The sequence below is a fragment of the Chloroflexus aurantiacus J-10-fl genome (genome assembly GCF_000018865.1).
Taxonomy (GTDB): Bacteria; Chloroflexota; Chloroflexia; order Chloroflexales; family Chloroflexaceae; genus Chloroflexus; species Chloroflexus aurantiacus.
Window position 1 is genome coordinate 3230200 of record NC_010175.1, and the last position, 24415, is coordinate 3254614.

23 protein-coding genes are annotated in these 24415 nt (G+C 54.3%); 14 read left to right on the forward strand and 9 right to left on the reverse strand.

Annotated elements, in window-relative coordinates:
- Positions 1-2: 2 nt before the first annotated feature.
- The 8 genes from coaD to CAUR_RS12625 all read left to right on the forward strand — a co-directional run bounded on the left by coaD (position 3) and on the right by CAUR_RS12625 (position 5506).
- Complete coding sequence (gene coaD, locus CAUR_RS12590; protein WP_012258264.1) at positions 3-488, forward strand: pantetheine-phosphate adenylyltransferase; 486 nt, start codon at positions 3-5, stop codon at positions 486-488.
- A complete protein-coding gene (locus CAUR_RS12595) occupies positions 485-919 on the forward strand; it encodes a hypothetical protein (protein ID WP_012258265.1) in 435 nt (144 codons plus the stop codon). Before coaD ends, CAUR_RS12595 begins: the two co-directional genes overlap by 4 nt.
- Before the next feature lie 69 nt (positions 920-988).
- A complete protein-coding gene (locus CAUR_RS12600; protein WP_012258266.1) occupies positions 989-1522 on the forward strand; it encodes a YceD family protein in 534 nt (177 codons plus the stop codon).
- Positions 1523-1534: 12 nt separating this feature from the next.
- A complete protein-coding gene (rpmF, locus tag CAUR_RS12605; protein ID WP_012258267.1) occupies positions 1535-1720 on the forward strand; it encodes a 50S ribosomal protein L32 in 186 nt (61 codons plus the stop codon).
- Positions 1721-1822: 102 nt separating this feature from the next.
- On the forward strand, positions 1823-2827 hold the full coding sequence (locus CAUR_RS12610; protein WP_012258268.1) for a beta-ketoacyl-ACP synthase III: 1005 nt from the start codon (positions 1823-1825) through the stop codon (positions 2825-2827).
- A 203-nt stretch (positions 2828-3030) separates the two neighbouring features.
- A complete protein-coding gene (fabD, locus tag CAUR_RS12615; RefSeq protein WP_012258269.1) occupies positions 3031-3987 on the forward strand; it encodes an ACP S-malonyltransferase in 957 nt (318 codons plus the stop codon).
- Between the two features lie 8 nt (positions 3988-3995).
- Complete coding sequence (locus CAUR_RS12620; protein ID WP_012258270.1) at positions 3996-4742, forward strand: 3-oxoacyl-ACP reductase family protein; 747 nt, start codon at positions 3996-3998, stop codon at positions 4740-4742.
- Between the two features lie 14 nt (positions 4743-4756).
- Complete coding sequence (locus tag CAUR_RS12625) at positions 4757-5506, forward strand: 3-oxoacyl-ACP reductase family protein (RefSeq protein ID WP_012258271.1); 750 nt, start codon at positions 4757-4759, stop codon at positions 5504-5506.
- Positions 5507-6287: 781 nt separating this feature from the next.
- On the opposite strand, the gene CAUR_RS12630 is transcribed toward CAUR_RS12625, so the two are convergent.
- The 7 genes from CAUR_RS12630 to CAUR_RS12660 all read right to left on the reverse strand — a co-directional run bounded on the left by CAUR_RS12630 (position 6288) and on the right by CAUR_RS12660 (position 15106).
- Positions 6288-7682: a phytoene desaturase family protein gene (locus CAUR_RS12630; protein WP_338067498.1), complete on the reverse strand. Its 1395-nt coding sequence runs from the start codon at positions 7680-7682 to the stop codon at positions 6288-6290.
- Positions 7683-7961: 279 nt separating this feature from the next.
- Positions 7962-9425: a TadA family conjugal transfer-associated ATPase gene (locus tag CAUR_RS12635; RefSeq protein ID WP_012258273.1), complete on the reverse strand. Its 1464-nt coding sequence runs from the start codon at positions 9423-9425 to the stop codon at positions 7962-7964.
- A gap of 91 nt (positions 9426-9516) precedes the next feature.
- Positions 9517-10896: an AAA family ATPase gene (locus CAUR_RS12640; protein WP_012258274.1), complete on the reverse strand. Its 1380-nt coding sequence runs from the start codon at positions 10894-10896 to the stop codon at positions 9517-9519.
- Positions 10897-11478: 582 nt separating this feature from the next.
- Positions 11479-12327: a tetratricopeptide repeat protein gene (locus CAUR_RS12645; RefSeq protein WP_012258275.1), complete on the reverse strand. Its 849-nt coding sequence runs from the start codon at positions 12325-12327 to the stop codon at positions 11479-11481.
- The gene (gene miaB / locus CAUR_RS12650; protein ID WP_012258276.1) at positions 12305-13705 is read right to left on the reverse strand and encodes a tRNA (N6-isopentenyl adenosine(37)-C2)-methylthiotransferase MiaB; all 1401 of its coding nucleotides are present in this window, start codon (positions 13703-13705) and stop codon (positions 12305-12307) included. Before miaB ends, CAUR_RS12645 begins: the two co-directional genes overlap by 23 nt.
- A 7-nt stretch (positions 13706-13712) precedes the next feature.
- Positions 13713-14333, reverse strand: coding sequence for a hypothetical protein (locus CAUR_RS12655; RefSeq protein WP_012258277.1), 621 nt, complete (start codon positions 14331-14333; stop codon positions 13713-13715).
- Between the two features lie 449 nt (positions 14334-14782).
- A complete protein-coding gene (locus tag CAUR_RS12660; RefSeq protein WP_012258278.1) occupies positions 14783-15106 on the reverse strand; it encodes a hypothetical protein in 324 nt (107 codons plus the stop codon).
- A gap of 365 nt (positions 15107-15471) precedes the next feature.
- On the opposite strand from CAUR_RS12660, the gene CAUR_RS12665 reads away from it, so the two are divergent.
- The 3 genes from CAUR_RS12665 to holA are packed head-to-tail and all read left to right on the forward strand — an operon-like array spanning position 15472 to position 19055.
- Positions 15472-16947, forward strand: a complete 1476-nt coding sequence (locus CAUR_RS12665; protein ID WP_012258279.1) for an NEW3 domain-containing protein — start codon at positions 15472-15474, stop codon at positions 16945-16947.
- Between the two features lie 16 nt (positions 16948-16963).
- Positions 16964-18112 (forward strand): hypothetical protein, encoded by a 1149-nt coding sequence (locus tag CAUR_RS12670; RefSeq protein WP_012258280.1) that lies wholly within the window; start codon positions 16964-16966, stop codon positions 18110-18112.
- The gene (gene holA, locus CAUR_RS12675; protein ID WP_012258281.1) at positions 18084-19055 is read left to right on the forward strand and encodes a DNA polymerase III subunit delta; all 972 of its coding nucleotides are present in this window, start codon (positions 18084-18086) and stop codon (positions 19053-19055) included. The genes CAUR_RS12670 and holA overlap by 29 nt, the downstream gene beginning before the upstream one ends.
- A 117-nt stretch (positions 19056-19172) precedes the next feature.
- On the opposite strand, the gene rpsT is transcribed toward holA, so the two are convergent.
- Positions 19173-19457, reverse strand: coding sequence for a 30S ribosomal protein S20 (gene rpsT / locus CAUR_RS12680; protein WP_012258282.1), 285 nt, complete (start codon positions 19455-19457; stop codon positions 19173-19175).
- 101 nt (positions 19458-19558) lie between these two features.
- On the opposite strand from rpsT, the gene murJ reads away from it, so the two are divergent.
- The gene (murJ, locus tag CAUR_RS12685) at positions 19559-21124 is read left to right on the forward strand and encodes a murein biosynthesis integral membrane protein MurJ (RefSeq protein WP_012258283.1); all 1566 of its coding nucleotides are present in this window, start codon (positions 19559-19561) and stop codon (positions 21122-21124) included.
- 193 nt (positions 21125-21317) lie between these two features.
- Complete coding sequence (locus tag CAUR_RS12690) at positions 21318-21527, forward strand: hypothetical protein (RefSeq protein WP_015909218.1); 210 nt, start codon at positions 21318-21320, stop codon at positions 21525-21527.
- Between the two features lie 188 nt (positions 21528-21715).
- Here the strand turns inward: CAUR_RS12690 and CAUR_RS12695 are convergent, their stop codons facing one another.
- On the reverse strand, positions 21716-23200 hold the full coding sequence (locus CAUR_RS12695) for a phytoene desaturase (protein ID WP_012258284.1): 1485 nt from the start codon (positions 23198-23200) through the stop codon (positions 21716-21718).
- Positions 23201-23763: 563 nt separating this feature from the next.
- Between CAUR_RS12695 and CAUR_RS12700 the strand changes: the two genes are divergently transcribed.
- Positions 23764-24405 carry an SCO family protein gene (locus CAUR_RS12700; RefSeq protein WP_242604923.1) on the forward strand — a complete coding sequence of 214 codons (642 nt, stop codon included), beginning with the start codon at positions 23764-23766 and terminating at the stop codon, positions 24403-24405.
- Positions 24406-24415 lie beyond the last annotated feature (10 nt).

Genomic DNA, 24415 nt, shown 5'->3' on the forward strand with positions numbered 1-24415 from the left:
CTATGCGCATCGCTATTTACCCTGGCAGCTTCGATCCGGTTACGTATGCTCACCTCGACATTGCCCGTCGTGCAACACGAATTTTTGATCGTGTGATCATGGCGGTATTTGATCGACCCCAGAAGCGGTTGCTCTTTTCCACAGCCGAGCGCTTGCAACTGTTACAGGCTGTAACTGCCGATCTGGTGAACGTTGAGGCAACCAGCTATGAGATGCTTACCGTTGAGTTTGCCCGCCAGGTTGGGGCTTGTGCCATTGTTCGGGGACTGCGTGCCGGCAGTGACTTTGAAGCCGAGTTTCAGATGGCTCAGGTCAATCAGACGATTGATCCGAATATCGAAGTCGTTGTCTTGATGGCTGGACGCCAGTTTGCCCACATTAGCTCCACAGCAGTACGGGAAATGGCCAGCCTTGGACGTGATCCGGTTGAGTTTACGCCGCCGGTTGTTGTGGCAGCTTTACGGGAGAAATTCGCACAGAGGGGGTGATCGCCATCGAACTGGATGATTTGATTGACGAGTTAGAAGAGGTGATCGCTGCCGGGATCCGCCTCCCCCTCAGTGGTGGGCGAACGTTGATCGATGAGACGCGGGTACTCGAGATTATCGATCAGATGCGCACCGTTATTCCCGAAGAGATTCGGCGTGCTCGTCGGATTATTGCTGAGCAAGAGCAACTGCTCGCGACAGCGCAAGCCCGTGTCCAGGAGGTGTTAAGCGAGCGGGGTTTGCTGGCTGCTGTTGAAGCAGAACGCGAGCGCCTGCTCCAACAGGCTGAACAGGAAGCAGCAGAGGTGCGAGCTGGTGCTGATGCGTATGCCCGGCAGGTTCTCGAGGAACTTGATGAACGATTGAGTAAGCTGTTGAGCAGTGTACGCAATGGTTTGCACGCGCTGGAAGAACGCCAATCGGGCGCTTGACAATCCTCCGCTCTCTCGCCTATAATTCGGCGCTTGTGGCGGAACAACGGTGCGCCACGGGTGGATGCTATGACTGCATTACGATTTAATCTCGCGCAATTACTGCGCGAAGAAATGGGAGCGCGACGAGACATCTCGTTTAGTGAGCCAGCCTTGCCGCTTGACGAGGAGTTGACGCTTCGTAATATTACCGGCCGCCTGCGCCTGACCCGGACAGCGGCTGGAGTGTTCGCTCAGGTAACGGTTCACGGTACTGTGACGCTTACCTGCGTGCGTTCACTCGAACCGTTTGATTATGAACTTGACCTCGATTTCAGCGATCAGTTTTACGCTGTTGTTGATGTGGTGAATGGGCATAAGTTACCGCAACCAGTCGAAGATGATCCTTTCATGCTCGATGAGTTGCACCATATTGATATTGGTGAAGCGATCCGTAGCTACGCGCTGATCAATTTGCCGATGAATCCAATTGCACCGGCTTACCGTGATCAGCCAGTCAATTACACTGTTGCGTCTGAGGGAATTGAGGACGACGATACACTCGTCGATGACCGTTTTGCTGCTTTGCGAGAATGGGCCAAGCGGCAACGTAATCAACATTGAGGAGTAACAATCATGGGAGCAGTACCAAAGCGAAAAGTCTCGCGCCATCGGCGTGGCAACCGCCGCCAGCACCTTGCCCTTACCCCGCCAGTTATGGTCGTGTGTCCGAATTGTGGTGAACTGATGCGGGCACATCGCGTGTGTCTGGCTTGTGGATACTACAAGGGCCGGCAAGTGCTCAAAGTGGCGTCGGAATAACCATACGCTTGTCTTCTACAGGGAATCGGGCATGAAAGGGCTGCCTGCCGGGGTCATCGGGCTGGCAGCCTTTCATCATAAGTAGATAGAAAGGGCGTGAGGGTGAGCAGGGAACGTTACGCAGCAGTGATCGGCTGGGGTATGGCCGTTCCACAACGGCTGATCACAAATGACGAATTGGCGCAACGGATTGATACATCTGACGAATGGATACGCACACGCACCGGTATCCGTGAACGACGTGTTGCCGGGCCTGGTGAAAGTACTTCGACACTGGCCACTGCTGCCGGGCGTGAAGCGCTGACCATGGCCGGTGTTTCGCCTGCGACTATCGATACGGTGATTGTCGCCACCTGCACGCCTGATCGACCATTTCCGGCTACTGCCTGCACCGTACAGGCAAATTTGCAAATTCCGCGCGCAACAGCGTTTGATTTAGCAGCAGCCTGTAGTGGCTTTGTCTACGGGTTGACTGTCGCTACCAGTTTGATTAAAAGTGGTGTAAGTCGGCGGTTGTTGCTGATCGGAGCCGATATCTTTACCCACTACATTAACTGGAATGATCGTAATACCTGTGTTCTGTTTGGTGATGGTGCAGGCGCTGTGGTGCTCGAAGCAACCGATGAACCGCTCGGTTTACTGGCTTCGACGCTGAGTGCAAATGGTGAACTCGAGGATTTGATGGCGGTGGATGCCGGTGGTACACGTATGCCGCTTACTGCCGATCTTCTTGAGGCGGGTCGTCAGTATGTGTATATGAACGGACGGGAGATTTTTAAGCATGCCGTCCGCGAGATGAGTGATTCGGCGTTACAGGTGATCCAGGATGCCGGTTTGACTGTTGATGACATTGCGTTGGTCATCCCTCATCAGGCGAATGTGCGGATTATTGATGCTGTCGCTCGTCGTCTCGAGATTCCACCAGAGCGGGTGATGGTTAATCTTGACCGATACGGGAATACATCAGCAGCTTCGATCCCAATCGCGCTCTATGAAGCGGCCCAACAGGAGCGAATCAAGGCTGGTGATAATGTTTTGTTAACTGCCTTTGGTGGTGGCCTGACGTGGGGATCGGGCCTGGTACGCTGGGGTAAACCGAGTCGCTAGCTGTTCATCTGTTGAGAAAATCCTGGTAAGATATGACGGCGATCACATTTTCAGATCGAGGAGATCAGTAATAGGGTAGATCGCAACAATATTCGTCATCAGCAAACCAGAGCATCTGGAATAGCGCGAAACCGTCACGCCGGTGCACGCAAGGGGGGGAGGAAACAGGTCGTGTCGGCAGAGCAGGAAGAGGCAAACAGACCATGAGTATTGCGTGGGTATTCCCTGGTCAGGGATCGCAAGTCGTAGGCATGGGTCGTGATCTGATTGCAGCATCACCCGCCGCACGTCAGATCTTTGCTACAGCGGACGAAACGCTTGATTTCAACCTGAGTGAATTGTGTTTTTGTGGGCCAGAAGCCGACCTTACCGCCACTGCAAATGCTCAACCGGCGCTGCTTACCACCAGCATGGCCTTACTGGCTGCAATGACCGAATTGTTGGGAGATCGCCTTGAACAACCGATTGCCGTAGCCGGTCATAGCCTGGGTGAATACTCGGCGTTGGTGGCCGGTGGTGCACTTGACTTCAAGACCGCTCTGCAACTTGTACGACGACGAGGTGAATTAATGGCCGCTGCCCACGAAGGGAGTATGGCCGCAGTTATTGGCCTCGATGCCGCTATTCTCGAACAGATCTGTCAAGAAGTCAGTGCTGCACTGCAAAACGATCATTCTCATGGCACCGTTGTGATCGCTAACTATAACGCTCCCGACCAACTGGTCATCAGTGGTAGTGTCGTGGCTGTGGAGCATGCCAGTATGCTGGCTAAAAGCCGTGGTGCCAAACGGGTCATTCCGCTCAAGGTGAGTGCTGCCTTCCATTCCCCTCTCATGATCGAAGCTGCTGAAGGAATGGCTCAGGCTATTGCTCATGCCACCGTGCGTAACCTCTCCATCCCTTTAATTGCCAATGTCACAGCCGAACCGTTGTACGACGCCGATGATGTCCGGCGCGAGATCGTCGCACAGGTTGTCGCTCCGGTGCGCTGGATTGCCTCGGTACAACGAATGGTTGACCTCGGAGTCGAAACGTTTATCGAAATCGGGCCAGGAAAAGTGCTTACCGGCCTGATCCGCCGTATTGCTCCGACAGCGCGGCTGATTAATGTGGCGACATTTGAGGATGTCCGGGCGCTAACTGCAATGCAACCTGTATAGAGCATAGTATGGAATTACAAGGTCAGGTTGCTATTGTTACCGGTGGTGCACGCGGAATTGGGCGTGCCACGACAATCGAGCTGGCTAACGCTGGCGCACGTGTAGTGATCAACTACCAGCGTAGTGCCGGTGCGGCTGAATCTCTGGCCGCAGAAATTACTGCTGCCGGTGGTGAAGCTCTACCGTATCAGGCTGATGTTGCCGACGAACAGGCGGTCACCAGAATGATACAGGCGGCTCTGTCACGCTGGGGACGGATCGATATTCTGGTGAATAACGCTGGTATTACCGCCGATGCGCCAATGGCACGGCTACGCCCTGAGCAGTGGCAACAGGTGATCGAGACTGACCTGACCTCAGTGTTTCTGTGTTGCCGTGCGGTAGTGCCGATCATGCGGAGCACCGGTTATGGTCGGATTGTTTCGGTCAGTTCGCTGGCGGCACTGGCCGGTAATGTTGGTCAAACGAACTACGCCGCAGCAAAGGCCGGTATTATTGGTCTGAGCCGATCACTGGCGCGTGAAGTGGCTCGTGATGGTATCACGGTCAATGTTGTTGCGCCGGGTTATATCGAGACCGATATGGTTGAGACGGTACCTGAAGCGCTACGCGCCTGGGCGTTGCAGGCGATTGCGCTCGGTCGGTTTGGCCGCCCGGAAGAGGTTGCCGCTGCGATCCGCTTTCTCGTTTCGCCTCGTGCTTCGTACATCACTGGCCATGTCTTGACAATTGACGGCGGTTGGGTGATGCCCTAACGACGGATGCGATCATGATTGATTTCAACGGACAGGTAGCAATCGTCACCGGCGGTTCGGGCGGTATCGGACAGGCAGTGGTAGAGGGTCTGGCCCGTTATGGTGCCCGAGTGCTGGTAGGTTATCACCACAATGAAGCAGCCGCGACTGATGTGGTAGCGGCCGTCCAGTCCTCTGGTCGTGAAGCCGCAGCGCTGGCAATCGATGTGCGCGAGCCGGATAGTGGCAATGTGCTGGTAGCCACAGCAATAGAGCGCTGGGGAAAACTCGACATACTCATCAACTGTGCCGGTATTGCCGATTACGGCCCATTAAGCGAGATGAGCAGTGAACGGTGGCGGCAGACGATTCAGACGAATCTGACCGGCATCTACCACACCTGTCGAGCAGCATTGCGACCGATGATGCAGCAGCGTTATGGACGTATTGTTAATCTGGCGGCGCTCTACGGTACATCGGGCTTTCCCGGTCAGGCCGATTTTGCTGCGGCGGCTGGCGGGATCATCGGTTTGACACGAGCACTGGCCCGTGAAGCTGCTCCATGGCAGATAACAGTTAACGCTGTTGCGCCGGGTATGATCGAGACCGACTTGATAGAAGTGATTCCTGCAGAAATCCAGCAGTGGAGTGCCGGTATCATTGCGCTCCGCCGTTTGGGTAAGCCGGAGGAAGTTGCCGCAGCAGTGTTGTTTCTTGCCTCACCGGCCGCCTCGTATATTACCGGCCAAACGTTGATGGTCGATGGTGGCTGGACGATGGCTTGATGCATACTACCACTGAGATACAGAAGACACAGAGGTTGATAGGTGAATCGTACTTGCAGGGATTGAGTGATTGTCGAGTAGCGGATGTCGCTAATGTGAGTTCACGCTGACAGTTCACATAAAAACGCAGATGCGGTAGCACTGCTACCGCATCGCGACTAAAGGTGACTTTTTGCCAAGCCTACAACTTTACCTGACTAACCCACCACCTCGAGAGTTCATCAGCGCACTCAGGAAGTTCTACACCACCGTACCCGCACAGGTCCTTTAGCTGCTCTGCCTTCAGCAGGTAATGCGCCGGGCCAGCTTTTGCTATTGGATTATCTCACCATCTGGCGTGGGACAGCAGCTCTTTCTTCCCCAACGCGGTGAGTTTGTTTGGGAGGTAACCGTACAGCTCGCACAGCATCCAGTTACTCCGCAGTACCCTGGCGCTTGTCTGTTCGTCTCCCCGCCCCTCATCTTTATAACCTATACATTTATTGATGAGGGCGTTTCCCCGAACTTACGCTTCACCTCTACAACCTACCCACACATAACTCTTTACACTAGAGATGAAGCGCTTGCCTTCCGGTTACACGTAAGTGGTTCGTTCCTCCTTTGCTTTCTGATGTTCTCTCGAGGCTTCGACCTCATAATAGCACTACGATGGCCGTAAATCAAGTAGTTCATCGCAACTTAACGATGATAAACCGCAATTGTTTCTACGATTTACCGTCGTAAAGTTAAAATATGGTTCAAACCATTCCTGTTATTGCAAATAAGTGTAAAGAGTTTTTTGTTAGACAGGCATATCAGCCGCGATACGAGCAGCAACTGCCCGCCCAGACAACAGCACCAGTGGAATTCCTCCGCCCGGATGGGTTCCCCCACCCACAAAGTAGAGCTGGCGCACGCGCCGTGCCCGCAGTGGCGGACGGGCGAATGCAGAGAAAGGTGTGTTCGAGCTAAGCCCATAGATCGAACCAAATGCAGCGTTATAACGGTGGGCCAGATCGCACGGCGTCCAGAAATGGCTATAGCGAATGGCCTGCCGCAACCCTGGCAAACCCATCGTCTCAAGTTTGGCGATAATATGGTCGCGGTAGGCTGGCATCACGGCTGCCCAGTCAATCTGACCAGTATCGGCAGGTGCATTAACCAGCACGAATAGATTGAGATGGCCGGGTGGTGCGTGCTCTGGGTCGGTGCGGCAGGTCACAGCGACGTATACAGTTGGATCAAGAGCCAGTCGGTGCTCGTGCACGATGGCTTGAAATTCACCGGGATAGTCAGCACTGAAGAAGATATTGTGATGAGCCAATTGCGGAAACTCGCCTTCAACGCCGAGAAAGAGCACGACGCCGCTGTACGATGGTTCATGGCGAGCGAGGCGATCCGCCTCTTGCCGACCGTCAGGGATCAGGTGAGTGTAGGCATACTGCGGATCTGCATTCACGACCACCGCCGCAGCGGGTAGGTTACTCCCATCGGCCAGACGGACACCACAGGCACGACTGTGATCGACGATCACCTCAGTCACCGGTGTCTGCAAACGAATTTCAACCCCTAACTCAGTAGCTAGCCGGTTCAGCGCAACAGCCAATTGATACATGCCACCGCGAACATACCAGCCACCCTCGGCCAGTTCAATATAGGCAATCAGGTTAAATGTGGCCGGTGATCGGTAGGGTGATGAACCGTTGTAGGTCGCATACCGGTTAAAGACCTGGCGTAGATGAGGGCTGCGAAAGAATGAACGTACCGCAGTGTCAACGCTGCGCAGCGCGTCGATCCGCAGGGCATGGCGGATCAGCGATGGGGTCAACAGTTCACGCAGGCCATCGAACGGACGCAACAAAAATGGTCCGGAAACTGCATCATAGATTCGACTGGTATGTGCCATGAAGCGAAAGAACGCGGGAACATCAGGTGGGCTAAGGCGTTCAATCTCCTGTATCAACTGGGGTAACCGTTGCCAGGCATCGAAGCGCGTACCGTCAGGCCAGAGATAGCGACAGGTCGGTTCAATCTGTTCAAGCCGGAGATAATCGTCCATACAACGATTGGCGGCTGCGAAGAGATCGCGAATCACCCACGGCATCGTCAATAACGATGGCCCGGTGTCGAACGTATATCCGGCAGCCTGATGGAGATTGAGCTTACCACCGAGTCGTTCATTCTTCTCGCACAGAATAACTCGACGACCCTGGGAGCCAGCCGAATTGCGGCGGCCAGCCCCCCCAGGCCACCGCCAACAACGATAATTGGGAGTGGTGAGGTTTTCATAGTGTCAGATGTGTCTTTGATATTATATGGTTTTTGTCAGTATCATCTGCCCGCTAAGGATTGCTCCACGTCGAGCGTATGCTCTGTGGGCTTTGCGTACCATCACAGAGGCAACCAAAAGACAAGGGCAGCCAAATGGCTACCCTGAGACTGTCAATCTCTAACACAAACCCGGTGTACCGGTTAACTAGAAGCGACCGCGCTGACCGGGTATCTGAGCGCCGAAGATGCTGGGCGGCAGTTTGAAGCCATGAGCCTCCAGACGAGGTGTAAACTTGGGCCGGACACCGGTTGGGCGTAATTCGGCCAGTATCTTACCTTCACCCGTCTTGCCCAGAATCTCGAGCTTAAAGATGTCTTGCAAAACGACGGTATCACCTTCCATGCCCTGCACTTCGGTGATATAGGCCACCTTGCGTGAACCATCTTCGAGGCGGGTTTGCTGGACAATCAGATCAATTGCCGAGGCGATCTGTTCACGAATAACCTTTAGCGGCATTTCCATACCCGCCATCAGCGCCATTGTTTCCATACGAGCGATAGCGTCGCGTGGCGTATTTGCGTGCAGGGTAGTCAACGAGCCATCGTGGCCGGTATTCATTGCCTGCAACATGTCAAGCGTCTCACCACCACGGCATTCGCCAATCACAATCCGCTCCGGTCGCATACGCAGTGAGTTGATCACCAGGTCGCGGATCGTCACCCGCCCGGTACCGTCGATCTCCGGTGGTTTGGCTTCGAGGCGAACCACGTGATCCTGGGCCAGTTGAAGCTCGGCGCTGTCTTCAATCGTTACGATACGTTCGTCTTCGGGAATAAAGTTCGACAGCACGTTCAGCAATGTCGTCTTACCGGAGCCGGTACCACCAGCAACCACAATGTTCAAGCGCGAGACGACACAGGCACGGAGAAATTCTGCCATTTCAGCCGTCATCGAACCGAAGCGAATCAGGTCATCGACCTTGAGCTTGTTCTTGGAAAACTTACGAATGGTAATCGTTGAGCCATCGATAGCGCAGGGCGGGATGATCGCATTAACACGCGAGCCATCGGGCAAACGAGCATCGACCATCGGCCACTTGCGGTCGATGCGGCGACCGAGCGGCCGGATGATCCGGTCGATAATCTTCATCACATGCTCATCAGATGCAAAACGTACATCAGAGAGCTTGAGCTTGCCCTTTTGTTCAATGTAGACCTTGTATGGTCCATTGACCATCACCTCGGAAATGCTATCATCGTCGAGCAACTGCTGAAGTGGGCCGAAGCCGAACAGCTCATCGCAGACCATTGCGAAGAGCTTTTTGACATCCTGGTCGGAAAGTTGCACGTTCGCCTGTTGATAAATACGAGCGAAGCGCTCTTGGAGTAGTCGCTCCGTCTCAGGAGATCGCTTCAGCTCCGTTTGATTCCCCAACGAAGCCTGAATGCGGTCAACAATCCAGAGCGACAGTTCCAGCATCCGTTTCTGATCATTGGCCGGAGTTGCGTCCTGAACCGTTGGGCGAGCTGGTGCTGGGGCAGCAGGGGGCGTCACCGGTGGAGGCGGCGCTGGAGCCGGCACCACGGTTGCCGCTACAGGCGGGGGTGTAGCAACAGCCGGAGCAGGCTCTGGCTGTGGTTGATTACCGAGACGTTTGAGCAGCGACATAGCGATAAAACCTCCTTAGTTGTCCATCCGAACTCTCGCCGAACGTCAGTAGCACTGGCGCGTACACGAAGCACCTTATCTGGATGGATGTTTAACCAAGCTTGACGAAATAGGCTTCACATGCACGATCAATCAACTCACGAGACATTGCCGGTGGGATACCCCGATACTTGGCCTCGTCGAGTATCTGATCGCACAGATCACGCGGATGACAGGCACGTAATTCGCGCCCGACTTTCATGTAGTGCTCCTGGATCAGATAGCGTAACCCATCATCGCTATAAGGAATGCGTTTGCTCTTGCAAACAAGTTGAAAGATTGCCCGGAATTCGGTTGGTGTCGGGTTAGGTACCTCAATCTTATGGCGAATTCGCCGGAGAAAAGCGTCATCAACCAGGTCTCTCGGATTCAGGTTGGTAGAGAAGACAATCAACACATCGAACGGAACCTGAATCTTCTTGCCGGTTTGAAGCGCGAGAAAATCAACTTTCTTTTCCAGAGGAACAATCCAGCGGTTGAGAAGGTCTTGTGGACGGCATTTTTGGCGGCCAAAGTCATCGATCAAGAAGAGTCCGCCATTCGCTTTCATCTGGAATGGAGCCTCGTAGACCTTTGAAACTGGATCGAAGATCAATTCGAGTTGCTCCAGCTCAAGTTCACCACCGACCATTACCCGTGGACGTTTACACACAACCCAACGGGCATCCGGGTAGACAGTGGCAGGCATTGCGGTCATTGCTGCGCCGAATGGTCCTGGTGGAACATCCGCGTGGCCGACTTCATTGATCTGTACGACTTGATGGTTGAGCGGATCGAAGACTTTGATAATCTGACCATCAACTTCTACGGCATACGGAATGATGACCAGTCCGCCCAGCAGATTCGCGATACCTTCAGCAATGGTTGTCTTTCCATTACCGGGAGGGCCGTATAAAAAGAGTGAACGCGCTGAATTGGCCGCCGGGCCAATTTTGTCCAGCATCTTCTCGCTAACCACCAGGTGGCTGAACGCCTTGCGAATAGTGGCCTGATCGATCACTAGCTCGCCAATACTCTGCCGAAGTGTAACCTCGACATATTGCTGGAGAGGAACCGGTGCCGGGCCGGCGTATTGGTTTCGATCAATGACCTCGTGAACTTTATTCCGGCCTTTGCCGGTAATCACATATTGGAAGGAACGTTCACTAAAACCACCCTCAGCACCGATAATGTCAACGTATTCCTCAAGTTTAAGAAACTCGAGCACTTTATCAATCACGCCTAAAAACGGCAGCTTTACCGTCTCTTCGAGTTTCTGACCGGTGATTGCACCCGAAAAATAGATAACCTTCAGAATGTGGTCGGTCAAAAACCCCATCGACAGCCCGGTTTCGGCAATGTTGGTTGGTTGTGGTGGTATGTCAGGCATTCGGTTAGGCGTTGCACCAGGAGTGGTAGGAGTTGGATTTACTTCGTGTAAACGGAAGCTCATAGCCTACCCTTTCTGCCAAATGACGAGTATCGTTGGGCTGTCTGCCAGTAACGAGGCATGATGCCCGCTACAGGTAGTATAGCGATCTGGCAGGCATAGCGCAAGAGATGTTTGTGGATGGTAACTGGATAATAGCGCGAGTGAACATTAGTCTATGAGCGATCAGGCTTGAAACCTGTGTCACGATCCGCGATGTGCATGCCTGTCGTTCTCGTGACCAGAATCGTTGTAACTTGCGACCGGCGTCAGGGACGGTGGATGGGGAATATGCTACACGTGGCACCACTTGTGTACAAGTTGTCTCATTAATTACTGACAGTCTACCTGATCGTGACCAGAATATACAGCATATCCGTGACCGGCAGGGTAAACGGTATGACACGCACTTGATCGTCAGTACGGCTGCTGCGGCAGCCACGCTGCCGCACTCCACTTTATGAGATACGTCCTCATATCAAATGTTGGCCCTACTGACTCGCGGATGGCACATCTCAGCCCGAGGCTCACCTCGCACAAAAAAACACAGGGCGATATGTCTATCGCCCTGTGTTTGTGCAGACATACCAGCCTCAGACGAACATCCTACTCTTCAAGATTGTCGTCGTCGTCGCCAATGTCTTGATCGATTTCATCAAGACCGATCTCTTCCTCATCATCACTACCGACAAAGTCATCGTCGAACGTTTCTGGTTCTTCAACCAGTTCCTCTTCGTCGAGCACATCTTCGTAATCGTCGAAGCGCAACGAGGAGAGGATTGTAGCCCCCTCGCCCAGCTTGCCGGGAAATGAGACGCGACCGCGCTGACTCGGATCCTGGTACACCTCGCGTATCAAAATCCGAACGTTGCGTGAGTCTGATTGCACCACGGCTGCCAGGTAACGGTTACCACCGTTGATCAGTTCAACGAGGCGATGGCTCAGCTTCGGCTCGATGCGTCCAATCAGGTTGCCATCGAGATCAACGACATACACCATCTTGCCTTCGACCCGCAATTCGACCTTCTCACCGGTGATCAGCGCATCGACCGCAGGGCCGCGTTGCACATCAACCAACGAAGTCAGTGCAGTACGTCCGGTCTCGGTAATAAACATGCGCATATCCACTTGCTGGCGGGTTGAGCGGGTGATAGGCGCCTCGGTGATGCCACGGGCCAGCAATGCTTCAAGGCGCGCCACATTCTTGCGCGCAATTGGATTGGCTGCATTCAGACGCAACGCATTCTGGTAGGCACGGTGACTATCGGCATACTTGCCCAGCTCGAAGAGCGCTTTTCCGAGCCGATTGTAGGTCTCAACATCCTCACCTACCCGCAACAATTGTTGGTTCAAATCAGCCGCCTCTTGCCAGCGGTTAAGGGCAGCCAGTTCAATGGCTTTTTCTTGCAAGCGGCGGCGAATGCGCATCTTTTCATCTTGCTTTGACAAGGCCATTCTCCTTGGATTGAGCATTAACAGAATCATCTAATTGCGGCACTCCCTGCAACGACCATGGGCTGGTAGCGGTGATCTTCACCGGCACCAACTGACCGGTTAGATCGGCAGGGTGACTGAAGAAGACCAGGCGGTTGCCAGGGGTACGACCACGCCATTTCCCCTTGCTTTCACCCTCAACCAATACCTCTACTGTTTGGCCGAGGAAGCGAGCCATGCGTTCGGTAGCAATCTGCTCTTGCAACTGTTCGAGCCGGCGGCGGCGTTCTTCTTTCACGGCAGGTGGTACAGCGAGGGCCGGGTCTTGCTCCTGTTCGGCAGCCCGTGTACCGGGACGGGCAGAGAAGGCCGCGATATGGACTTTATCAAAACCGATTTCAGCACACAGATCCATCGTCTGACGGAAATCATCCTCGGTTTCGCCAGGATGACCAACGATAATGTCGGTCGTCAGTGAAATGTCAGGGATCGCAGCGCGAATCCTGGCAATCAGCGTCTTGTAGCGAGCAACCGTATAGCCACGACGCATCAGCTTGAGGACCCGGTCAGAACCAGCCTGTACCGGTAGATTAATCTCTGGCTGACAACGCGGCAAGCGGGCAACCGTCTCGATCAGACGGTCAGTCATCCAGGCCGGATGTGAGGTCAGGAAGCGCAGGCGCAGCAAACCCGGCGTGGGATCAACAGCCTCAAGCAAGTCAGCCAGTTCAGGGCGACCGGGCAAATCGTGCCCCCAGGAATCGACAATCTGGCCGAGGAGCGTGATTTCTTTCGCGCCACGAGCCACAATACGGCGCACCTCTTCGACAATCTCGGCGAGTGGTCGCGAGCGTTCACGACCCCGGCGCAGCGGAATCACGCAGTAGGAGCAAGTCATATTGCAACCGTACTGAATGGGGACATGCACCGATACCGGCGGATGGCTCCAGTCACGCACGGGCAATGCCGGCTCGTCGAGCGTGTAGATGGGGTTAGGCGCCAGGGCTACCACCTCATCGACAGCCGAAGGTGAAACAAAGTGATCAACCATCGGTAATTGATCGGCGAAGATGGAGCGATTATTGGGGCCAACCATACAACCCCAGAGTACAATCCGGGTATCGGGGTGCTGCCGCTTAACCCGGACCAACTCACCGAGCTTACCAAGGATACGCTCTTCGGCTGAAGCGCGCACACTGCACGAATTCAGCACAATAAAGCTGGCATCTTCAGGACGGGTTGCCGGGCTATAGCCCACACCCTGCAGCGCAGCTTCAAGCCGTTCAGAGTCTGAGATATTCATCTGACACCCAACAGTCCAGACGTAATAGCGCCGCTCGCGCGGCGTCTGATCACGATCTGGACGGGGGCGCTGGTCGAAAAAGATCACGTCCTGCATGGAACCCTTACCAAACGATGACGGGTAAGCCACACTCGACGCTTTGGCGAGCTGCCTCGCGGAGCGACTCAAGGCAGCGGAAAGCGTCCGAACGTGGTGACACACCAGCCTTGATCAATTGTGGAGCCAGCTCCGACAATTCACGCAACAACTGCACCGACGAGCCGAAGAAGGCCTGGTCTTCCTCACCATTGTCGTCTTCAAACGGCAGATAAACAGGATCGGCAAAATCGACCGGCAGATAATAGCTATTGATGCCTTGCAAGTTGATTAAATGACGATACCGGCTGGGCACCAGCTCATCCCAGACATCAGTCACAGCGCGGTCGAGATCTTCTTCAAGCACTGGGCCGTCGGCGATAATCGGTGCCAGATCGTTACCACGTTCGAGGTGGGCAGCCATGCGAGCCAACTGATAGAGTGCACCCATTGTCTCAATTGACCCTTCCCAGACCTCGACGCCGGGCTGGCTAAGCAGATCGATATCAATTCCAAGCTCGCGCAGTTGATCCTGCACGGCGGCCACACTCTCGTATTGTTCTTCGTATTCGGCGCGATCTTCATCTGGTCGCACCATAATCAGGGACGCAACTGCCAGATCGAGTTCGGCAGGAGCATGAGTTGACATACAAGTTCTCCTCACTGAGCGCAAAACGCACAATAAAGTATACCATATTTGGGCAAGGTTGTGCTTATCGGCACAGACGGGAAGAGGGCAAACTTCTTTCACAAGCCTATAGAGGTTTTCAAACATTGAGCTGGCCTGTCAACCTATCGACTTCCACGTAGTGAGGCAGGGATTCAACGTATCAGTTTCAGGCGAAAACGGGGGATTAATCTACGCCGGCAGGTAAGCCTGTGGACATCGATGAATTGAGGCAGGCTTTCAGACTATCGGTCAGGGTGGGACTGAGGGTATGAATGTCGCAGAGAAGCTATCAGTTGGGAATAAAGGATGGGAAGGGCAAACATATGTGTGGAAGCGACAAGGCTTCCACACGCTGTACCAGGTAGCACGTGTATTTGCGAACACATTGCTAAGGATTATTCAGCAGTGTGCTCTGTTCGAGATAGCTGCTAATAGCGTTCAAACACCGGTTCAATCACATCGATAGCGCGATCAAACTCCTCATCAGTTATCGCACCACCAACCTGTCGCTCTAAACCTCGACTCCGCACCACTTCCAGTAAGACATAGGATAGTTCACCAGCAATCGCTTTTACGGCTGACAGCACCGGCCGCGTTGTCACGCCGGAGCGCATGGAGGGGACATCTATAACGATAAGTGAGTCGCCCTGATCATGCCGTATCACTATCTGCTGCACATCTGGCTCATCAAGCAGCTCTTGTACGCGAGCAAGCAAGCGCCAGCCATGAACGACTTCTGTTGTAATGTCCATGGTTTCCCTCCTGCGCCGTGCTGGCGCCTTGAACAAGATACACTCCCCTACCGTACAGCATACCGCTACAGGCAGGTTTGACAAGGGAGAAGGTGATTACTTGAGGTATAGATATTTTAATCATTAATGTTTGATATTTTTATCATATCGCCGAGGACTAAAAAGAGCCGAGACGATTTACCATGGAGAGATGACAGTGTAAGGAGAGAAAGAGCACTCGTCTCTACCGGCGAGTTCCTTTCGATAGAGGATGAACAAGAGGTGAGTAGTCGCGAGTCTAACAAAAGGTTTGACACCTATGCCGGCTTCCCTGTATAATGATGTCGGATTCGTTGCCTTGTATGCAGTAAGAGCCGGCAAGTAGCATGAATATCTCATCACGCACGTGGAACGCTCTGGTCGCAGCATGTACGACCTTATTGATATTGCTTCTTGCCCTTCCCCAAATTCCGGTTACTGCTGCACCGCTTGCACAAACAATCGACTTTTCCTGGATCCCAACCTCGGTTTCAACCAGTGGACAACCCGGACAAATATCGCTTGCCGTTAATGCAACGCTGCAAAACCGCGGAGCGTCGGACAATTTTGGTATTTCCGCCAATATGCCGTCAGGCTGGTCACCGCTGACCATATCGCCCGGTCAGCCGATTAACATTCCAGCCAATTCTTCGCAAAGCTTTACCTTCTTCTTCGATATTCCGGCTACTGCTGCTCCCGGGACCTACACGATTGATATCCTTGCATTTCGCACCAGTGCACAAAACGTAACATCTCTCTTCCGCATTATTGTTCAGGTTGCGCAAGCAACGCCAACTGTAACAACTACTCCTGTTCCACCAACACCAACACCAGCGTTTATTTGCAGCGATGGCTTCGAGCCAGATAATAATCCGGCGCAGGCTAAACGTATCGATGTCCAGATTCCCCAAGAACACGTGATCTGTCCGACCGGCGATGAAGACTGGCTCTACTTCGGTGGTGTAGGTGGCAAGGTTTACACGATTGATGTACCGGTGATGCGGCCGGGTATTGACCTTTCATTAGAATTGCTCGATAGCCAGTTGAACCGGGTGGCCTTTAACGATGACTTCTACAATCGCGATCCGGCCAATCCCAACCCTGGTGATACACGACCACGGATTACGGTTCGTATTCCGGCCGATGGTACGTATTACATCAAAGTGCGTGACACTGCCGGCAGGGGTGGTACCGATTATTCATACGTGATTGTGTTGTTGGATGAGAGCAATGGCCCGACCCCGGCTACTGCTGAGTCGGTCTGTCTGGATATCTTTGAACCAGACGGCTTGCCTGAGCAGGCACGTTTGATTACGTCTAACGAAGTACAAGAAAATCGACGCCTGTGCCCAACCGGTGATGCCGATTGGGTGACGTTCTTTGCCAAGGCCGGGAAGCGTTATGTGATTTACACTGATACCCGGCGTTACCGAGGACCAAATACCGTCAATAATGACACCCAGGCTGGTGCGGATACGGTACTGGTACTGGCAGACCGTGATGGCGTTAGTATTCTTGACATCAACGATGACGTGCCGGGTGGGAATACGCTGGACTCACAGATTGAGTTTACCCCCAGCGTTGATGGTTTCTATTTTGTGCAAGTGAAAAATGTTGGTGACATCGGCAATCAGTTCATCCGGTATGATCTTGTCTTGTTACTCTGTTTGCCAGGTCAAACCGATTGCCGGCGGCCAGCGTCGCCACTACCCGGCCTGCCGGACAATCCTGTGGTGCCACCGGCGACATCAACGCCGATCAGAGCACCGGTGGTAACCGATCCAACAAATACGCCAGCGCCAACACCGACACCAACACCATAGAAGTAGCAGAAGAGCAATGCCGGTTCGGATGATCGACAGCGCCGGCTTACTGGCTGAATTGAATGAACAAATTGGCCCGCGTAGAGCAACGTCGGCGGCAGAAGCAATAGCAGCAGCCCAAATGAATGCCCGCCTGCGACAGGCGGGCTTTAGCGTTGATACGCGATCTTTACCGGCAACTGATCGTCCGGGAAGTCGGTTTGTGCCAGTAGCACTCCTTCTGGCGATAATCACAGTGTTCACCGGCTGGCAACCTCTCGTTGGATTGATCTTTGGGCCATGGTTGATGGTATTGTTGCTGGTCGATACGCTGTATGCGCAACTTCCTGTCTGGCACCGACGGCACACCAGTCAGAACATTGTAGCGGCGCGTCCAGTCACAGAGTCGCTCACCCAGACCCCTCGCCAGCCACAGCACAGATTGATCATCCTGGCTCCGCTTGATACGCCTCCAGCATGGCGTGGTATGACGGTCTTTATTGCACCGACGTATGAAGGTTTACTTGCCCGTTTGAGTGTGAGTTGTTTGCCAATTCTGGTAGCTGTTAGTACAACCATATGGCCGGAGTGGCGTTGGGTATTAATCATTGGGGGGTTAGGGGGAGTATTTGGCTTTTGGTGGGCATGCCAGCGTCAGCCACCATTGTCCCAGCCTGATGGTGGACTGGCGGCACTGGCAGCACTGGTACTGGCCGGTCAACAACTACCCGCGTTGCAGCACGTTGAGGTGTGGGCCGTCGCTGTAGGTGCGGCATACTATGATCGCAATGGGATAAAGATGTTGCTCGAACGCTATCCGTTTGATCCGGCGGACACGTCGGTCATTGGATTGGGGCCACTTGCCGGCGGTCAGCTTGCGGTGATTAGTCGGAGCGGAATCTTTCGTCAGGTCAGCGCCGATCCGCACCTTTTCCAGTTAGCAATGATCGCTGATCGTAACGACCCAGGCATTGATCTCGAACCGCGGCCGCTGGCAAGTGATGATGATCTGCTGTCACCATTTTGGAAGCGTGGATTTCGCACCCTGAGCATTCAAGCCATACCTCAGCGCGCTTCAGTCCTCGATCCATCATTAGCCGACCGGGCTGCCCGTCTCGTGGTAGCAATTGCTCAGGCCCTTGATACAGAGAATAACCATGATTTATCTGTTTTACGGACCCAATGAACTGGCGCGCAGCGAGGCGGTGGCTGAGTTGCGGGCCGGTTTGCCCGCAGAGGTCGCTGACCTCAACGTCAGTGTGCTTGATGGGCGGAAGCTCACTATCGAGCAACTGGTTGCGGCATGTGAGGCACACCCGTTTCTTGCCGAGCGGCGACTGGTGATCGTCTACGATGCGTTGAAGCATAGTAAGGCAGGGAAGGGGCGCGAAGAATTACGTAGTTATTGCGAGCGTGTGCCGGCAACCTGTGATCTGGTGTTTGTGGAGCAAGAAGAGGTTGATCGCCGACATCTGCTTTTCACATACCTCAGCAAGCATGGTGTCGTTCGTGAATTCCCGTTGCTCCAGGGAGCAGAGTTACTCCGCTGGATTGAACAGCGGGCGAAGATGCTGCATGCGACGATTGAATCTGCCGCCGCCCAACGTCTGGTCGAACTGGCAGGGAATGATAGCCGGTTACTGGCTAACGAGCTGGCCAAACTGGCCAGTTATGTGGGTCGCAATGGGAAGATCGATCTGCGGGCTGTAGATCGCCTGGTTACCGATCAACAAGAGCAAAATCTGTTTGCCTTTCTCGATGAATTAAGTTCGCGACGGTTAGGGCCGGCATTACGCGGCGCACGAGCACTGGTTGAAGATGGCCAGGCACCGCCCTACGTGCTCTTTATGCTGGCTCGTCAGATCAGAATTCTCTTGCAGGTCAGGCAACTGCTCAGTCAACGGCGTCGCGCTGATGAGATTGCTGCCGAGCTGAACCTGAAACCATTCGTGGCCCGAAAGGCAACTGAACAGGCGCGTAACTTCAGCCTTCCCGAACTGATACACGCCCATGATCGTCTGCTCGAACTTGATCACGCGATCAAGACCGGACGTATCCAGGCCGAAACAGCACTTGAACTATTTGTTGTGGAAGTGTGTCAGATGCCGCAAGAGGTGGGGAAGCGTTAGCAGCTCCCAGCACAGACACTACAGAGCAGTTACGGGAGAAAATACGGTTATACGTGTAAAGGGGAGAAAGAAAAAAGGGCAACACTGTGTTATGGAAAGCGTTGCCCTTACCCAAACCTACGCCGCAGAACCAGCCTGGGCAGCCAGTGCAACCTTCTTTGCCTTCTGGGCCAACCGCGATTTACGGCGAGCAGCATTGTTCTTGTGAATAATGCCCTTGACTGCCGCCTTGTCGAGCGTGCTATAAGCCATACGCAGAGCGGCTTCATCAACAACGCCATTCGCGAGCGCCAGCTCGGCCTTCTTGATCATCGTCTTTACCCGCGAGCGGTACGACTGATTGCGCAGATGCTTGCGCGCATCGCTCCGAATTCGCTTTTTTGCCGATTTCGTGTTCGCCAAGGTCAAACTCCTCGGATATAATTGGCACGTTATATGACACGTTAAGCGGCGAGCAAGCGCTCGCCGCGCTAGTTCTGAAGTATAGCATAGGAACGCCGACCGTGCAACTGAGTACCGTCCTCCACCGTCTGAGCGCTCAGCGTAACAGTCTGATCGTCATGGGTGGTTTCATCTTAAGCCGGATAACCGGGCTGATACGTGACATCGTGGCTTCATACTATTTTGGTACTTCGGCTGAAATGGCTGCCTACGGTGCTGCTATCAGCACGGTTGATCTGCTATACCTGGTGATTATCGGTGGGGCGCTGGGGAGCAGTTTTATTCCGGTGTTTATTGAATTGTGGGAGCGTGAACATCCGGTACGAGCCTGGGAGCTGGCCGGAGCGGTTGTGACCTGGGCCTTGATTATTCTCGGCGTGGCCAGTGCCATCCTGTTCCTGGCCGCGCCGTGGCTGGTGCCACTGCTGTATGGGGGAGAGGGGGTTTCGTCGGCGACGCTTGATCTGATTGTAGCACTTACCCGGCTCTTCCTGCTCTCGCCGTTGCTGTTAGGTTTGGGTGGCCTGGCAATGGCTGCGCTGAACGCACGGGATCGCTTCACCATGCCTGCGTTAGCACCGAGTATTTACAACCTCGGCATTACCGCCGGCGCATTATGCGCGCCATGGTTGGGCATTTGGGGCATGGCATGGGGGGTTGTCATTGGCGCGTTGGGGTATTTGTGCATTCAGATACCGGCACTACGCGATCTAGGGATGCACCTGCGACCGCACCTTGGTCGTCACTTGCCAGAGCTAGGGAGAGTCGCCCGTGCAATGGGACCGCGTGTTATTGGTCAGGCAGCAGCCCACCTGAGTATTGTGGCAACGCTTGCGCTGGCAGCCCGTTTGCCTGATGGTGATGCCAAACTGGCCGGTTTGCGTTGGGCGTATCAATTGATGTTGCTGCCGTATGGTGTGTTTGCCCTGAGCCTGAGCACGGTTGCCTTCCCTCGTCTGGCCCGGCTGGTCGCAGAGGGTCAATTGCCGGAATTGATGGACGATGTGCGGGCCACGCTGGGACGGATTCTCTGGTTGACCCTGCCGGCAACTGCCGCGCTGATTACGCTTGGCCCGGCCCTTGCCCGTGTGCTGTTTGAACGTGGGGCGTTTGATGCAGTGTCTCTGCAATATACCGCAGCCGCGTTGACCGGCTATGCGTTTGCTTTGCCGGCGTTTGCTGCTTCAGAGATCATGATTCGCACCTTTTACGCGATGCAACGTACCTGGCCGCCCGTGTTGATTGGACTGATGCAGGTAGCAATCAATATCACGCTGGGGATGGTATTGCTGGCGCGAGGCGGGGATATTGGTAGTCTGGCTATTGCCTTCAGTATGGCGAATTCAATTGAGGCGCTGTTGCTCGCGATGGTGCTGAGACGACATTTGCCGGGTATCTGGTATGCGCCAGATTTGTGGAAGCGGATGATTTCGGCCCTCTTTAGCAGCGTGGTTATTGGCCTGGGCTGGTGGTATATGCGAGAGCTGATACCCGGTGCGACGCCTTTTTCTGCGTATCGCTGGCCGGACGATCTTCCTGGTTTGCTTATCGGGCTGATAGGATTGGGTGGAGGTGGGGCGGCTCTGTACGTGTTGTTTGAGGGTATCAGACGACGGTTCGCCAGGTGAGAGTGCGAACTGAAAGTCGATAGTGCTCTGGATGGGAAGAACACCACAGAGGTACCGAGGGCACAGGGAAGAGAGTGAGGGGTAACTATAGAAGTTATCTCATTGATCGTGACGAATACATATAGCATCTCCGTGACCAGCGGGGTGAACGGTGTGACACGCGCCGGATCGTGAGCACGGCTGCTGCGGCAGCATGGCTGCCGCACTCCAAACGCTGCGACACGCGCATGACGAGCGGGCAAGACAACCAATCCAACGAGTGATTGACCTGGAGATGGTCGTCAGCCCGCCTCGCTTGTGTACCGGCAGATTGGAAGCAGGATATACTGTCCTTGGTGATTGGCAAGCGTTCATGAGCCTGGGTGATGGTCGGGTAGCACGACGGTACAGCTTGATGAAGTAAGTTCTGATGTCCCTCTCTCCTCCTGCTCTCTCACGCCTGTTCCTGGCTTACGAGATTCGAGATTGGCGACAATTGCACCTGATGCGATCACGCCGGGTAAGCCGGCGCCTGGAATGAACACCACAGAGGCACCGAGGGCACAGGGAGGAGAGGGAGGGGTAACGGTACGTCCCTCTCCTCCTGCTCTCTCACGCCTGTTCCTGGCTTACGAGATTGGCGACAATTGCACCTGATGCGATCACACCGGGTAAGCCGGCACCGGGATGGGTACCGGCACCAACCAGGTAGAGGTTGTCAATATCCTCCGAGCGGTTGTGCGGGCGGAACCAGGCCGACTGCGTCAAAATGGGTTGAATCGAAAAGCCGGCGCCCAGATAGCTGTTGAGTGCATCGCGATAATAGCGCGGATCGACCATGTGCTCGACCACGATATGCCGGCGTAATCCTGGCATGTAATGCTCTTCGAGGAAGGTCAAAATCGCCTCGCGCAGGCGTGGCCCGGCGACAGACCAGTCAATCGGCGCTGCCAGATTGGGTACCGGCGTGAGGACGTAGAGCGCTTCGTGGCCGGGAGGCGCCATTGTTGGATCGTTGTGCGAGGGTCGGTGCAGATAGAGCGAGAAATCATCGGCCAGTCGCTTGCGGTTAAAGATATCGTCGAGGAGACCTTTGTAGCGCTCGCTGAAGATGATGTTGTGCTGCACCAGCCGGCCATCGTCGTAGCGACGGTTAATGCCCAGGTAGATCACAGCCAGCGACATACTGTAACGTAACCGACGGAGACGCCGGTCAGTTTGCACTTTGCGGTAACGCGGTGGGATGAGGTTCATGTACGTTTGTGGCACATCGGCATTCGAGACCACTACGTCGGCAGGGAATAACCGGCCATCTTGCGTGCGCACCGCCTGGGCACGCCGCCCATTGATCACAATCTCAACGGCTTTGGCATTTAGCTCAAGCTGACCACCAAGCTCGGTAAAGAGTTGAACCATCGCCTTCACAATCGAGCCGGTTCCGCCGCGAGCGTGGTACACTCCCCAACGCCGTTCGAGATAATGCACCATCGCGTAGATAGAGGTCGCATCGAAGGGATTACCGCCAATAAACAACGGATGAAACGAAAAGCAACGGCGGAGAAAATCATCCTGAAAAAACTGCGAGACGAATTGATAGACACTCTGGTACGATTTGAGGCGAATCAGATCGGGGGCCACGCGCAGCATGTCGCCAATGTGGAGAAACGGTTTATCAATGAGACTGAAACCTTTCTCGAAAATCGGGCGAGTGCTGGCGATGAAGCGCCGGTAACCCTCAACATCGGCCGGATTCCATTGACGGATTTGTTCGAGCAACGCCTCCTCATCTTCCCCATACTCCAGATAGCGGCCCTCGTGATTGAAAAGGCGATAGTAGGGACGGCAAGGCTCCAGCATGAAGTAATCTTCCCGTCGTTTGCCGGCCAACTGCCATAGCTCATCGAACATGAAGGGGGCGGTGATCACCGTTGGCCCACTATCAAACGTATAACCTTTAGTTTGATAGACATAGGCCCGACCACCGGGACGGTCACGCTGTTCGAGAATCGTGACCAGGTGCCCCTGTGCTGCCAGGCGAATTGCTGCACTCAGGCCACCAAATCCACTACCAATCACGACAATCCTTTTCTGCCCCATACAGCAAGTACCTCTGGAAAGCTCTGTGGCGCGCCGGAACGCCAGACGGAGACCGGCCATGCCGATTGTAAAGAGAGGTGTGACTGTGTGTAGAAAGAATTTATTGCCGTGAAGTGAAAGGATAACAACCGGATGGAGAAAGCAGGCTCCAACGTACCTATAACAGGCTGAACAATCGTCAACGGGCAGAGATCGCTCCGTGGCAGGTGTAGGTAACCCCCAGAGGAGTCATACCCAACGATATGCAGCGTGAGGCGAAAGTGCTCAGGTGACAGGGTTGCTGAGGTCGTCGGTACGTTGTCGTTGTCGTTGTCGTACACAAGGTGTCATGCGCTTCCCATGCAAAACTTCGACATAACAATTTGGTGTAGCGACGTTGCTATGCACGAGACGAATTATTCATATATCGTGGTTGAATTCACGGTGAATACAAGAGCAAACAGTTGTAAGACTACAACTGCTTGTTATAGCCGCTTTACTCTGCTGTAGGCAATAGACCTGTATACTCGGCTTGCGAGAGCGTATAGCTAGACGGATTCAGCATGCGCCTGGGAATAGCGTTGATGTCAACATTACTGGCCGGACTGCTGGCAACCCTGATCTGGTTCGTCGTTGCCCGACCAGTTAAAGTACTGCCACGCGGTGAACCGTTTCCGCCATTTGCCCTTACCGATCAACGGGGCACGCGCCTGCTCGACAGTGATCTGCGAGGGCGGATGGTCTTTGTCAGTCTCATGCACCGTCGTTGTGGTGACGAATGTGCCGAGCAGACAAGGCGTTTACTTGAATTGCGACAGGTGCTGCAGAGCAGTGGGCGATTGGGGAGCGAGGTTCTCTTTCTTACGATCACGCTTGATCCTGCTCACGATACACCGGCCGACCTTGCGGCACTGGCGGGCGAGCTGGGGGTGGATCCGCAAACCTGGAGGTTTGTGACCGGCGATCCACAAGAAATAAAAATGATCGTCGGTGGTGGACTTGGGGTGTATTACACCGAACCTGATGAACATGGCAAATTGTACGCTGAGCGACGAACGTTTCTCATTGATCCCAGCGGGATGATCCGCACCTCGTACCCGGCTGAAGGGCCACCTCTGGCTACCGCCTTGCGCGATATCGATCTCATCGCCCGTGAGATGGGTAGCCAGGGCGCCATGCGGCTCGTGTACGAAGCGTCTCATCTATTTGTGTGTTATCCGGAGTAAAAACGAGGAG

Bases quoted from the DNA above. Each gene is read 5' to 3' on its own strand.
- coaD (WP_012258264.1), top strand. From the start codon at position 3: ATGCGCATCGCTATTTACCCTGGCAGCTTCGATCCGGTTACGTATGCT.
- CAUR_RS12600 (WP_012258266.1), top strand. From the start codon at position 989: ATGACTGCATTACGATTTAATCTCGCGCAATTACTGCGCGAAGAAATG.
- rpmF (WP_012258267.1), top strand. From the start codon at position 1,535: ATGGGAGCAGTACCAAAGCGAAAAGTCTCGCGCCATCGGCGTGGCAAC.
- fabD (WP_012258269.1), top strand. From the start codon at position 3,031: ATGAGTATTGCGTGGGTATTCCCTGGTCAGGGATCGCAAGTCGTAGGC.
- CAUR_RS12620 (WP_012258270.1), top strand. From the start codon at position 3,996: ATGGAATTACAAGGTCAGGTTGCTATTGTTACCGGTGGTGCACGCGGA.
- CAUR_RS12625 (WP_012258271.1), top strand. From the start codon at position 4,757: ATGATTGATTTCAACGGACAGGTAGCAATCGTCACCGGCGGTTCGGGC.
- CAUR_RS12635 (WP_012258273.1), bottom strand. From the start codon at position 9,425: ATGTCGCTGCTCAAACGTCTCGGTAATCAACCACAGCCAGAGCCTGCT.
- CAUR_RS12640 (WP_012258274.1), bottom strand. From the start codon at position 10,896: ATGAGCTTCCGTTTACACGAAGTAAATCCAACTCCTACCACTCCTGGT.
- CAUR_RS12645 (WP_012258275.1), bottom strand. From the start codon at position 12,327: ATGGCCTTGTCAAAGCAAGATGAAAAGATGCGCATTCGCCGCCGCTTG.
- miaB (WP_012258276.1), bottom strand. From the start codon at position 13,705: ATGCAGGACGTGATCTTTTTCGACCAGCGCCCCCGTCCAGATCGTGAT.
- CAUR_RS12655 (WP_012258277.1), bottom strand. From the start codon at position 14,333: ATGTCAACTCATGCTCCTGCCGAACTCGATCTGGCAGTTGCGTCCCTG.
- CAUR_RS12660 (WP_012258278.1), bottom strand. From the start codon at position 15,106: ATGGACATTACAACAGAAGTCGTTCATGGCTGGCGCTTGCTTGCTCGC.
- CAUR_RS12665 (WP_012258279.1), top strand. From the start codon at position 15,472: ATGAATATCTCATCACGCACGTGGAACGCTCTGGTCGCAGCATGTACG.
- CAUR_RS12670 (WP_012258280.1), top strand. From the start codon at position 16,964: ATGCCGGTTCGGATGATCGACAGCGCCGGCTTACTGGCTGAATTGAAT.
- holA (WP_012258281.1), top strand. From the start codon at position 18,084: ATGATTTATCTGTTTTACGGACCCAATGAACTGGCGCGCAGCGAGGCG.
- CAUR_RS12690 (WP_015909218.1), top strand. From the start codon at position 21,318: ATGGCTGCCGCACTCCAAACGCTGCGACACGCGCATGACGAGCGGGCA.
- CAUR_RS12695 (WP_012258284.1), bottom strand. From the start codon at position 23,200: ATGGGGCAGAAAAGGATTGTCGTGATTGGTAGTGGATTTGGTGGCCTG.
- CAUR_RS12700 (WP_242604923.1), top strand. From the start codon at position 23,764: ATGTCAACATTACTGGCCGGACTGCTGGCAACCCTGATCTGGTTCGTC.